This is a genomic window from Vibrio chagasii, from assembly GCF_002954585.1.
GTDB lineage: Bacteria > Pseudomonadota > Gammaproteobacteria > Enterobacterales > Vibrionaceae > Vibrio > Vibrio chagasii_A.
On the sequence record NZ_MSCI01000001.1, the window covers coordinates 962,626 to 974,992 of the forward strand.

The window sequence follows — 12,367 nt, forward strand, 5'->3', positions numbered from 1 at the left end:
TTGAATTACATCACATATTTTTCGGTTTTCTTTCAATACTGGCTATCATATCGTCAAAACTTGATGAATATCTCGTCATAGCCGTTTACATCAATTGAATTGAACCTAGTAAATAAGATGGCAATTAATTTGCTCTCCTTTCGGCTTTAAGTAGTAATCATGCTTCGCAATGATTATAGTGTGCTCAATTGTTCTCGTAAGATAAAAGTAAGATGTTTCAAGATAACCCTCTACTCGCTCAGCTTAAGCAACAAATCCAAGAAACCCTGCCGAAAAAGGAAGGCACAATCAAAGCCACTGAAAAAGGATTTGGTTTTCTAGAAGTAGATAGCAAGACTAGCTACTTCATCCCGCCACCGTATATGAAGAAATGCATTCATGGTGACAAAGTAGTCGCTATCATCCGTACTGAAAAAGAACGTGAAGTAGCTGAGCCAGAAGAGCTAGTGGAACAAGGTCTTACTCGATTCATCGCACGAGTAACGCTGTTCAAAGGTCGACTTAACGTTGTTCCTGATCACCCACAACTGAAAAAGCTGCAACTTAAAGCCAAAGCTCAGAAAGGTTTAAACCCTGAGACGCTAAAAGAAGGCGACTGGGTTGTGGCACATATCATTCAGCACCCGCTAAAAGGTGATAACGGCTTCCTTGCGCAAATCTCAGAAAAGATCACTGACGCTGACGACAAAATAGCACCTTGGTGGGTAACTCTCGCACAAAATGACCTTCCAAACAGTGAGCCAGAGGGTATCGACAACTGGCAGATCAATGATGATGCTGATCTTGAACGTGTAGACATGACCCATGTTCCTTTTGTGACTATCGATGGCGAAAGCACAAAAGATATGGACGATGCGCTATACGCGAAAAAGAAAGAGAACGGTGATTTTGAACTGACTATCGCGATCGCTGATCCAACAGCATACATCTCTCCAGATAATGCGATGGACAAAGTAGCTCGCGAGCGTGGCTTCACTATCTACCTACCTGGTCGTAACATCCCAATGTTACCTCGTGACCTTGCAGACAACTTATGTTCGCTTATCGAGAATGAAGTTCGCCCTGCCTTATGCTGCACAGTAACCGTATCTAAAGATGGCGTTATTGGCGATGACATTAAGTTCTTCGCGGCGAACATTAAATCCCACGCTCGTTTAGCATACGACAACGTATCAGACTGGCTAGAAACAGGTGCATCAGAGAAATGGCAACCATCTGAAGAAATCGCAGCGATTGTTTCTGACCTACATGAATTTGCACAAGCACGTTCAGCATGGCGCTCAGCAAACGCAGTAGTATTCCCAGATCGACCTGACTACCGCTTTGAACTAAGCGAAGATAACGATGTTGTTGCTATTCACGCAGACATGCGTCGTAGTGCGAACAAGTTGGTTGAAGAGTCGATGATCAGCGCAAACATCTGTGCAGGTCGAGTGTTAAAAGAAAGCTTCAACCAAGGTGTGTTTAACTGCCACTCCGGTTTCAAAGCCGAGAAAGTTGCAGACGTTCTTGAACTGGTTAATCCACAAGCAGAAACACCGTTCACAGAAGAGCAGATCGTTTCTCTTGAAGGTTTTGCAGCATTGCGTCGCTGGTTAGGTTCACTTGACAGCAATTACTACGACAACCGTATTCGTAAGTTCCAAGCGTACAGTGAAATTAGCAACGAGCCTGCACCACACTACGCAATGGGTCTAGACATTTACGCGACTTGGACGTCTCCAATTCGTAAATACGGTGACATGATTAACCACCGTATGCTGAAAGCACATATCCTTGGCAAAGCACCAATTCAAACACCAGATGAGACTATCGGTGATGAACTTGCACTACACCGCCGCCATCACGGTATGGCCGAGCGTAATGTTGGTGATTGGTTATATGCTCGTACGTTAGCTAACGCACCAGCCGAAGAAACACGCTTCCAAGCAGAAATCTTCGACATTAACCGCGCAGGTATGCGTGTTCGCTTGCTAGAGAATGGTGCCGCTGCATTTATCCCTGGTTCTCTCATTCTTGATAATAAAGAAAGAATCGAGTGCAACAGTGATATGGGTACTGTATCTATCGATAAAGAAATGGTATACAAACTGGGAGACGTTTTAGAAGTAGCTCTCTCTGAAGTTAATCAGGAAAACCGTAATTTGGTAGCAAAGCCTACTCAAGTATTTGCGGACTTGCCTAGCGAGCCTGAAACAACAAACGAAACCGAAGCTTAGTAGCTGCAAAGGCTAGGCCTTTCAAGGTCAAATGCTTCAAAGGTTCACCTCTAAAGGCGCTAATTATTAGCGCCTTTTTTGTAAATGTCTCATGCTTAAACAATACTAAAATTAATAAGCAACTCGTTTACAACGCCAAAGAAGCACATTATGTCATCAATAACAGTTACTCAATTCAGAAACTTCATCCCCAGGAAACGAGAACGGTACCCCGCCTCTAAGAATGGTATTTTCATCGTTTCAAAAGGCAGTATCTCTTTTGTGCTCCCCGATGGCACCGAAGCCTCATTGCAGGCAGGCGACTTCACACTTTATAACTCAGGCCAAATCAAAGACATCACAGTAGATACAGAAAACGGCGAATTCAGCGCAACCTGCTTAGATTTTGATTTAGATATTTTCCAAAAGTTCATCAACCAATTCAGTGACCTAGAATCCACTCGAGTCCCCAACCAGTACATCAAATTCAACCAAACGGATACTGAGATCTGCGAACTGAAAGAGCTCATCATGTCTTTAGCTCATTCTTCAACTAAAAATGACTACGCACTCACTCAATTAGGCTTAGGTTTGCTCTCACTGATGGTCGAACAATACCCTGCTCTGCTGGTTATCATCGCACGAGCTTCAAGGTTAACGGTGACGCAAAAAGTTATTCACTACATTGAACAGAATATTGAAAATAATATCTCTCTAGACACGCTCGCCAGCTATATGGGAATGTCGCCAGCCACACTGAAACGTCGTTTATCAGCTGAAGATCTTTCGTTTTCCAACTTATTGAAGATTAAGCGTATTGCTCATGCCGCAACGCAGCTGAGAACGTCGACCAAATCCATTACACAAATCGCTTATGAGTCTGGCTTTAAGAGCGCTGCGCATTTCAGTACCGCCTTTAAAACGTATCATGGAAAAACACCAAAAGATTTCCGATCACTCATCGCACAATCTCAATTGCAAAGCATAAAACCTCAGGTTTAAAGAAGTTAAATTAATCGAGACGAAAGATTTGGTTTCGGCACATCGAAGCCGGTGGCTTTAGGCGTTGTATCACCACTAGCTAGGACATAAGGTTGGAGGCTATGACCAGAAGTATGATTTGGGATCTTTTTCAATTTCAGACAACACTGCTTCAAGGTCTTTCGATTTAGGAAGATAAGGGTAAGGTCCCCAAGCCACAGTATCTGACTGTGCACCCTCTTCTAATGGAACTGTAATCAGCCAACATGCTGACGGCTCATCAAAAGTCACGCAGGCAACGTCGTTTGTGTAATCACTATGAGATGAGTCGAGCAGATAATGCGCCTGTGAGAACATCACACCGCCCTCACACTCTTCAAATAAGGATTTGCCTAACTCAACAGGTAAACTGCTATTACGGGAAGTACAGAGCTTTTCAGCCCCAACGAGAAGACGATTAAGTTCTATATGAATGACGGACATAACACTCCTTGTAACTTCATAGAAATTCTCAAAGTTGAAATCCCTTTTGAAAGCTTAGGACTCAACCGAGATTTTAGCGAACCCTCCCAAACAAAATCCCGACCGCGCTCCCATAAACCAATCTTACTCACGTGAGGGTTCTCAAACCGAATATTCATTAGCCCTTTCCACCATAAAGCAAGCATATGGAATTTCACAAAAGTGTCATATAACCCACCTATGATATGCGACAAATGTTATTAACTAGGAGTTGTTTATGTTACGAGTCGCGCTTGCCTCTCTTTTATCCTTAGCCCTATCTTCTCAAGCTGTTTTAGCGCAAGAAACCAATATTTCGGGCTCCACTTCTGTTTCTCGAGTGATGGACGTATTAGCAGAGGAGTACAACAAGACTCACCCTGAGAACTATATCGCGGTTCAGGGCATCGGCTCGACAGCGGGTATTACCTTGGTTAATAAAGGTGTGGCTGATATCGGTATGAGTTCACGTTACCTAACTGATCAAGAACAGAGCGACAAACTCAAAGTATTCCCAATTGCTTTTGACGGTTTAGCTGTTGTAACTAACCGCTCAAATAGCGTGAATAACGTTTCTCGCGAACAACTGTTTGATATCTACAAAGGTAAAATCACCAACTGGAAAGAAGTGGGTGGTGCCGATCAACCTATCGCGGTTGTGACTCGAGAGGCGTCTTCAGGTTCACGCTACAGCTTCGAAAGCTTGCTTGGTTTAACGAAGATCATTAACGACCGTTTAGTGTCTGACATTAACCCAAATAACTTGGTGGTTAACAGCAACAGCATGGTTAAAACCATCGTGAACCACAACCCGCACGCTATTGGTTTTATCTCTGTTGGCTCAATTGATCGTTCAATCAAGGCCATCACTTTTGAAGGTGTAGAACCGACATCTAAAAACATCGCTAACCATAGTTATGAGCTGGCTCGCCCATTCTTGTTGCTGCACAAGATCGATTCGGTTTCTGAAGAGAGCAAAGATTTCATCAAGTTTGTGAAATCTAAACAAGGCCAAGACCTTATTGAGGAATACGGCTACACTCGCATTAAGTAAGTTTTATCTTATGAAAACAAAAAGAGAGAGCATCACGCTCTCTCTTTTTTGAATCTTTACAAGCCACTTAGAAGTGAAGTTGAATCACTGAAACGATAACCGCACCAGGGCGACGAACACCTTCGATTTCCACGCGGATCTCACGTTCGATCTCTAGACCTTTCTTAATTGGTGTTACTTTCGTTAACGTACTTTTCGCACGAACGTTGCTGCCCGATTTTACAGGGTATGGGAAACGAACTTGGTTAAGACCAATGTTCACAACCATTTTAGCTGTTGGGAATTGAGACTTGTCAGGATCAACGCTGTCAGTCAAACGAGGAAGCAAAGACAAAGTTAAGAAACCATGCGCGATCGTCGTTTTGAAAGGAGAATCAGTCTCTGCTTTCTCAGGCTCAGTATGGATCCACTGCATATCTTCAGTCACAAGACCGAATTGGTTGATACGATCTTGGCTTACATTGATCCAGTCGCCAGTATGAATAACTTCACCAATCTTCTCGTTCAGCTCATCAAACACAAGTTGTGCTTCTGGCTTCAATACGATTGGCTGCTCTACTGGCACATCTTCATTTACCGCAGGTTTGTGGTGATCACGAACCCACGCAAAGAAATGACTATTTTGCGTACGATTCAGAAAGTCGCCCCAGTAATCTTTAAGAGCTGGAGACATCCATTGCATAAACTCTGAGTGCTGCGAAGACAAGCTATCGCCTCGGTGTTTAAATAAATCAATGACCTTCATAAGAACCTCAATGCAAAGAAAATTTCAATATAGCTTCGTAATTTTGAAACAGTTCACACTATTGTGCAAATAGTTTCGAGCATACAAGCGTTAGCCGAATACCTATATTTCATTAATAAACATACACTTATTAATAAAACATCATTTTATTAGAAAACCAAAAATAGAGTGTTAGCTCTATCACATAATAAGAATTTGATTATATAAAAAGCGTTTTTATACACCTGAGTAATAAAAAAGGCTTAGCACACTGCTAAGCCTTAGTTTTTACAAGGATTAAGGATTTACTTTAAGAAGAATCCGCTTTTTGAAAAGTAACTTCTTCTACTCATCATCAAGTGGTACTAATTTAGTATTACCGCCATGTGCTTTTTCACGCTTGCGTTGTACAAATGCATAGAAGCCTGGGATTAAGAAAGTACCCGCCAACAACACACATAGCAGGCCACCGATCAATGAAATACCCAGAGAGTTCTGACTCACGTGACCAGCACCAGCTGCAAAGATTAGTGGGAAGATACCCAAAATAAACGACCAAGACGTCATGTTTACAGCTCGGAAACGTAGCGTACCCCCCTTCACTGCAGCATCGTCGATTGGTGCATCTTTCTCTTCACGTTCGACCTTCGCAAATTCCACAATCAAGATTGCGTTCTTCGCGGCCAAGGCTATCAAGAGAACCAAACCTATTTGCGCATACAAGTTTAGCGGTGTGCCCGTAAGGTTCAGTGCCAAGAAGGAACCCAAAGTCGCGACCGGAACAACCAAGATAATAGCAATCGGGATCGTCCAGCTCTCATACTGAGCCACCATGAACAAGTAAATAAAGATCAGTGCCAACGCGAAGGCAAAGATAGCTTGATTACCCGCTAGAACCTCTTGGTAAGCCATGCCAGTCCACTCGTACTGGTAACCTTGTGGAAGAACTTCTGCCGCCACTCGTTCCATTGCCGCAATAGCATCACCACTTGAGTAACCAGGTGCTGGTTGGCCTTGGATCACCGCACTACGGTACATGTTGTAACGCCATGCTACATCTGGTTCAAAAATCTGATCGTAAGTTACAAGCGTGCTTAACGGGATCATCTCGCCAGCAGAAGAGCGTACGTGGAATCGTTGCAGGTCATCCATGCTACTACGGTGTTCACTGTCTGCTTGCATGGTTACACGGAAGTTCTTACCAAACATGGTGAAATCATTCACGTACAACGAACCGAGGTTGCCTTGTAACGTTTGGAAGATTTCCGACAACGGAATACCTAACTGTTGTGCTTTCTCACGGTCAATGTCCACATAGTAGTGAGGTACGTTGGCACGGAAAGTACTGAATGTATGTGAAATTTCAGGCTGTTTGCTTGCCTCAGCTATCACGTCATTCATCACCATAGCAAGGTCAGTACGGCTACGGCCTAGCGTATCTTCAAGTACAAACTCGAAACCAGATGCAGCACCCATGCCCGGAACCGCAGGCGGCCCCATCGCAAACACGACAGCTTGAGGCAATTCAGTTGCAGCACGACCATTAATACGCTGCGAGATAGCCTGAGCAGAGTGTTGGCCATCCAGTGCATTACGCATGTCCCAATCGTGAAGCTTAATGAACATTGACGCACCATTCGACGCAGAAGCGCCAGTCATGAATGCGTAGCCGTTTACGAGTGTTACACCATCAACACCCGGCTCCTGTTCAACCATTTCAAGCAGCTGTTTAGTCACCTCTTCTGTACGAGACAAGGATGCCGCGTCGGGAAGCTGAACGTTAACCAGCAAAATACCTTTATCTTCTTGAGGTACAAACGCGGTAGACGTTGTCTTCGCAAAGTAAGTCACAGCCGCCAAAGCCACGAAGAAGAAAGTGAACAGCAGAACGCCTTTCTTAACTAAGAAGCCAGCCACTTGACCGTATTTGTTAGTAACAGACTCTAGACCACGGTTAAATGCTTGGTACCAACGCGCCGTATTACCACCACCCTGCTTAAGAACCAGTGAACACAATGCAGGTGATAGCGTTAATGCGTTAATTGAAGAGATAACAACCGCGATACAGATAGTCAGGGCGAACTGACGGTACATGATGCCAGTAATACCCGGAAGCATTGCAACAGGGATGAATACCGCAAGTAGCACCAAGGTTGAGGTGATGATCGGACCCGTTACTTCTTTCATCGCGATCAGCGTAGCTTTACGTGGAGAAATGCTTGGGTCTTTAGCCATCGTGGTATCAACGTTCTCGATAACCAAGATTGCATCATCAACTACGATACCAATCGCCAATATCAAACCAAACAGAGTTACCGTGTTAATGGTAAAGCCCGTCATCTGCATGATGGCAAATGTACCAATCAAAGATACAGGGATCGCAACAACAGGAATCAAGGTTGCACGCGCACTACCTAAGAACAGGTAGGTTACTGCAATTACCAGCAAAATAGCTTCAATTAGGGTTTTTACTACGCCTTTGATCGACTCAGCAACGAAGACCGTGGTGTCGTAACTCGCTTCATAAGCCACACCTTCTGGGAAGTTCTTGCTTAGGTTCTCTAGCATCGCCATCACAGCTTTACCACTTTCCAGGGCATTAGCGTCAGACTGAAGTGACAGCGTTACGATTGAAGCGTCTTGACCACGGTATTTACCATTGCCGTCGTAAAACTTTTTACCAAGCTCAACACGTGCAATGTCTTTTAAGTAAACCGTTGAGCCATCTTGAGTGGCGCGAAGTACAACGTTCTCAAATTCATCCGCTGTTTCCAGTCGGCCTTTTGTTACCAGGTTGAATTGCACTTCTTGTGCGTTGTTATAAGGTGCAGCACCAATACGACCAGCAGCAACCTGAACGTTCTGTTCCGCCAAAGCACGATTCACGTCAGATGTGGTGATATTGAGGTTAGCCATTTTCTCAGGGTCTAACCAAACACGCATCGCGTATTCACCACCACCCAACACGTTAACTTCACTGATGCCCTTCACACGAGCCAGTTGGTCTTTAATGTTTAGGTTAACGTAGTTGATCAGGAATTGGTCATCGTACTCACCGTTTGGCGAGTAAAAGTTCAATACCATCAAAAGGTCTGGCGAACGCTTTTTAACGGTGACACCCACCATTCGAACTTCTTGCGGAAGCTTAGATTCTATTTGAGCAACTCTGTTTTGAACGTTGACCTGAGCCATATCTGGGTCAGTACCAACATCAAAGGTTACGTTAAGGTTGTATGAACCATCGTTAGCACTTTTTGAAGACATGTAGATCATGTCTTCAACGCCGTTCACCGACGTTTCTATGGGGTCGGCTATCGCCTGTTCGACCACTTCTGCACTTGCTCCTGTGTAGAAAGCAGACACACTTACCGAAGGTGGGCTAATTTTTGGGTATTCCGCTACAGGCAAGATAGCGAGAGAGATCGCACCTGCCAGCGTTAATATTATGGATATAACAAGGGCAAACTTAGGCCTTTGAATAAAGAAACGACTTAACATATCTACGCCCCTTACTCTGCTTGCTCAGTCGCAGAAGGTTGAATGCGAACAGACATACCGTTACGAACACGCTGAAGGCCTTGAGTAATAACGGCATCGTCTTTCTCTAGACCAGAGTGAACAATCACACCGCCTTCAACCTGTCGGCCCATCTCAATGTTTCTGCGCTCAGCGACAGGCGCGCCTTCACCGTCAACCAATACCATCACAAAGTCACCTTCAAGATCAGTTTGAACTGCACGGCGCGGAATAGTTACAACATCAATAGACTGCTTTTCACGTAGATCAACACGAACGTGTTGGCCTGGAAGTAGTTGCTGGTCTGGGTTATCTGCAATCGCACGCATCGCGATAGTACCGGTATTCAAGTTAATACGGTTTCCTAGGAAATCTAGCTGGCCTAAATGCTCAAATGCTTCACCGTTCTCAAGCATAATTTGCACTTCAACGCGCTCACTGTCATCAGTACCGTCACCTTCAATTCGGTCCATACCTAGCTCAATGCGCTCACGCTCACTAATACTAAAAGAGGCGTGAATTGGGTCTAGGCTAACCAAGGTTGTTAATACACCAGAAGACGGTGAGACCAGATCACCAGTACTTACTTTGCTGTCGCTAATACGGCCAGAGAAAGGCGCAATAATTTTAGTATGAGATAGCTGAACGTTAGCGGCATTTAACTGAGCTCGGCCCGCTTCAAGTTGTGCTTGAGAGCCTAGCAAATTTGCGGTTAGTGCATCGAATTCCGATTGTGAAATGCTGCCTTTAGGAAGTAGGTTCTTACCACGATTGAAATCAAGCTCAGCTTTTTTCAGGTTCGCGTTCGCTTGAGCAACAGCCGCTTTCGCACTTGCTACTTCAGCTTCAAATGATGAAGGTTCAATCGAATAAAGCAGCTGACCTTTTTCGACCATTTGCCCTTCATTGAAATGACGGCTTTGAAGATAGCCAGAAACCTGCGCAGTAATTGCCGTGTCTTCAACCGCTTCAATACGGCCGATATACGACTTACTTTGCTGATGAGAAATAACGCTAACATCCTGTACAGCTACGAGAGGTAATGGCGCTTGCTTGGCATTCTGGGCATCTTGCCCACATCCAGCAAGAATAAGAGAGCTTGCAAGAGCCGTAAGGATTAACTTTTTACGCATGGTTATACCGTCACTTATGAGAAATAGAACAGCATAAAAGTTACGTAACACAATTACTTCAAATGTCCGAGGAATATCAATTATAACTCGCAAAAGTGTTTCAACTTGTAAATTGAAATTGGATATATATCAACCCTTTACAAACCATCAACAATTCATGATCAAATATACGTTTGTCACTTCCCCTCTCTGTATATATTGTCTAACATAATATGGTTTCAATAATAAAAACTCATACTTCCTTGTTAAGGTAATTCGAATGATTTCAAAATGGGCAAAACGTTTCTATCAAATGGCGGAATTAGTCGGTTCCTGGAGTAAAGATCCGTCCACTCAAGTTGGTGCAGTTATCACCAAACACAACCGCATTGTTTCAGTTGGCTTTAATGGCTACCCTCATGGCGTATCGGATAGTGCTGACACTGACGATCGTGAGATGAAATACCTGAAAACGCTTCACGCAGAAGAGAACGCAATCTTGTTTGCTAAGCGTGATTTAGACAGCTGTGAAATCTGGGTGACTCACTTCCCTTGTCCAAACTGTGCAGCAAAGATCATTCAAACTGGTATTTCTGCGGTTCACTGCCCAGAGCAAAGTGAAGACTTCCTTTCTCGCTGGGGAGACAAAATCAAAGTGAGTCAAGATATGTTTGAGCAAGCAGGCGTACAAGTTGATTGGTTGCCATTGGCAGACCTAGACTAAGCGAACAGATAGCAAGAACAAAAAAGCCGAGAGTCGATATTATCGCTCTCGGCTTTCTTTTGTTTGGGGCTTAGCGGACCGCAGAATTAAGCACTAATCGGGAACGCCTCAGAGTATGCTTCCATAAAGTCTTTACGAATCTCTTGCTCTAAGTGAACCGCCTTCTCTGTTGGGCAGAAAATCATAAAGTGGACCTCTTGTTCACCCGTCGAACTGCTTGTGATGTGAATGTGAGGCTCAGAGCCCGGAAGGTCGACGCCAGCGTGCTTTTCGATAACGCTGTTATAACGACGAGCAACATCAATGAACTCTTCACAATGCTCTTCAATTTTCGAGATTAAACCCGGCACCATTGGGTAGAGGTTCACGAAGTCTTTCACGGTCACCGTGAAGCTATGATATACGTAGCGTTTCATGAAGTTGAGGTTCTTCACCGGGTAAGTAAAGAACATGCTGTTAGGTAGCGTGGCCGTCTTGCCAGTAAAGTGGTATTGCCCATGATACAGGTCGATTTCCTGAATCACAGTCGCCATCAAGTTATGTTCGATCACTTCACCACTAATTTTACCCACTTCAATCCAGTCACCAATTCGGAAAGAGCGTGAGCTAGCACGTTGAATCGAGCCAGTGAAACACAAAATGATCTCTTTTGAAGCAACTACGATCGCAACGGCAATCGCTGTTACAGAGAGAGCAAACTCACTGATTTCAGACTTCCAGAGTAGGAAAAGCGTAATGACAATTATCGCAAAGGTGCCGTTTTTAGTGCGGGACATCCAATTACGTTGGTCTTCGCTAAGGAAAGCAACATCACCCCTAATTTGAGACAAGGTGATTCGGCGGATGATTAAAACCAAACTGATAATCAGCGCACTAAAAATAAACTTATGAGCGAGTAGAAAATCTATTACTTGCCACACTTTTTCCATTACTTAATCCTTAGCATTACAACATTTAGCTTTACGACGGTTCGCTTTACAATAAAGCCGCTAATATCAGTACTATGAAAAAGCGCTCAACTCCTGAGCGCTCGTGGTCATTCTGGTATTAGCCTAACTAAGGCTATCATTTTACCTTGGCAGAAGTAATAAATTGGCCAAAAGTTTCACACCAAATCACAACGGTATTAAATCGATTAAGATCAGTACCTTCCGGTAGTTCAACCATAAACCGGTCAAATGTTCTGACATCTCCGACTCTGAGTAATTCGCTCTTACTGTCATTAAAGGCTTGCTCGGTTTCAATGAACTTAGGAGAGAGGTAAACCTTGTAATCTGGGCCCGGAGCAAGTTCGCCTTCAAACGCAATAGCAGTTTCTGAAACCGAAACGATACCCTCACCCCAATGTAAGAAATCACTGTCTTGGCGGTCTTTACTGAACTCACCAGTATAAATGGCCTGTTGGCTGATCGCTTCAACCGAGCTCGAAGATGGAGAATCAGGCTCAATTAAGATGGGTAATGCGTAAACACCAAGCCCAAAACCAACAGCACCCACGGCTAGGTGGGTGCAGAGTAAAACTGACTTTTTCATCGCATACTCCCTTTTGCTTAAAGA

Annotated in this window: 10 protein-coding genes; 4 read left to right on the forward strand and 6 right to left on the reverse strand. The window is 44.1% G+C overall.

Annotated elements, in window-relative coordinates; genetic code table 11:
- The first annotated feature begins 212 nt into the window (after positions 1 to 212).
- Positions 213 to 2,219 (forward strand): exoribonuclease II, encoded by a 2,007-nt coding sequence (rnb, locus tag BTO10_RS04690; RefSeq protein WP_105023736.1) that lies wholly within the window; start codon positions 213 to 215, stop codon positions 2,217 to 2,219.
- A 150-nt stretch (positions 2,220 to 2,369) separates the two neighbouring features.
- Positions 2,370 to 3,200, forward strand: coding sequence for a helix-turn-helix domain-containing protein (locus tag BTO10_RS04695; protein WP_004737819.1), 831 nt, complete (start codon positions 2,370 to 2,372; stop codon positions 3,198 to 3,200).
- Positions 3,201 to 3,299: 99 nt separating this feature from the next.
- On the opposite strand, the gene BTO10_RS04700 is transcribed toward BTO10_RS04695, so the two are convergent.
- The gene (locus BTO10_RS04700) at positions 3,300 to 3,662 is read right to left on the reverse strand and encodes a DUF3024 domain-containing protein (RefSeq protein WP_004737818.1); all 363 of its coding nucleotides are present in this window, start codon (positions 3,660 to 3,662) and stop codon (positions 3,300 to 3,302) included.
- A 256-nt stretch (positions 3,663 to 3,918) separates the two neighbouring features.
- On the opposite strand from BTO10_RS04700, the gene BTO10_RS04705 reads away from it, so the two are divergent.
- Positions 3,919 to 4,734 (forward strand): phosphate ABC transporter substrate-binding protein, encoded by an 816-nt coding sequence (locus tag BTO10_RS04705; RefSeq protein WP_105023737.1) that lies wholly within the window; start codon positions 3,919 to 3,921, stop codon positions 4,732 to 4,734.
- Positions 4,735 to 4,801: 67 nt separating this feature from the next.
- On the opposite strand, the gene BTO10_RS04710 is transcribed toward BTO10_RS04705, so the two are convergent.
- The 3 genes from BTO10_RS04710 to BTO10_RS04720 form a co-directional block, all read right to left on the reverse strand.
- Entirely contained in the window at positions 4,802 to 5,479 is a 678-nt protein-coding gene (locus tag BTO10_RS04710) for a MaoC family dehydratase (RefSeq protein ID WP_105023738.1), read from the reverse strand.
- Positions 5,480 to 5,803: 324 nt separating this feature from the next.
- Entirely contained in the window at positions 5,804 to 8,956 is a 3,153-nt protein-coding gene (locus tag BTO10_RS04715) for an efflux RND transporter permease subunit (protein ID WP_105023739.1), read from the reverse strand.
- 11 nt (positions 8,957 to 8,967) lie between these two features.
- Positions 8,968 to 10,107: an efflux RND transporter periplasmic adaptor subunit gene (locus tag BTO10_RS04720; protein ID WP_105023740.1), complete on the reverse strand. Its 1,140-nt coding sequence runs from the start codon at positions 10,105 to 10,107 to the stop codon at positions 8,968 to 8,970.
- Positions 10,108 to 10,366: 259 nt separating this feature from the next.
- On the opposite strand from BTO10_RS04720, the gene BTO10_RS04725 reads away from it, so the two are divergent.
- Positions 10,367 to 10,810, forward strand: a complete 444-nt coding sequence (locus BTO10_RS04725) for a dCMP deaminase family protein (protein ID WP_004737813.1) — start codon at positions 10,367 to 10,369, stop codon at positions 10,808 to 10,810.
- 86 nt (positions 10,811 to 10,896) lie between these two features.
- On the opposite strand, the gene BTO10_RS04730 is transcribed toward BTO10_RS04725, so the two are convergent.
- Together BTO10_RS04730 and BTO10_RS04735 are read right to left on the reverse strand one after the other, a co-directional pair.
- Positions 10,897 to 11,739, reverse strand: a complete 843-nt coding sequence (locus tag BTO10_RS04730; protein ID WP_004737812.1) for a mechanosensitive ion channel family protein — start codon at positions 11,737 to 11,739, stop codon at positions 10,897 to 10,899.
- A gap of 136 nt (positions 11,740 to 11,875) precedes the next feature.
- Positions 11,876 to 12,343: a DM13 domain-containing protein gene (locus tag BTO10_RS04735; RefSeq protein ID WP_105023741.1), complete on the reverse strand. Its 468-nt coding sequence runs from the start codon at positions 12,341 to 12,343 to the stop codon at positions 11,876 to 11,878.
- Positions 12,344 to 12,367: the final 24 nt, after the last annotated feature.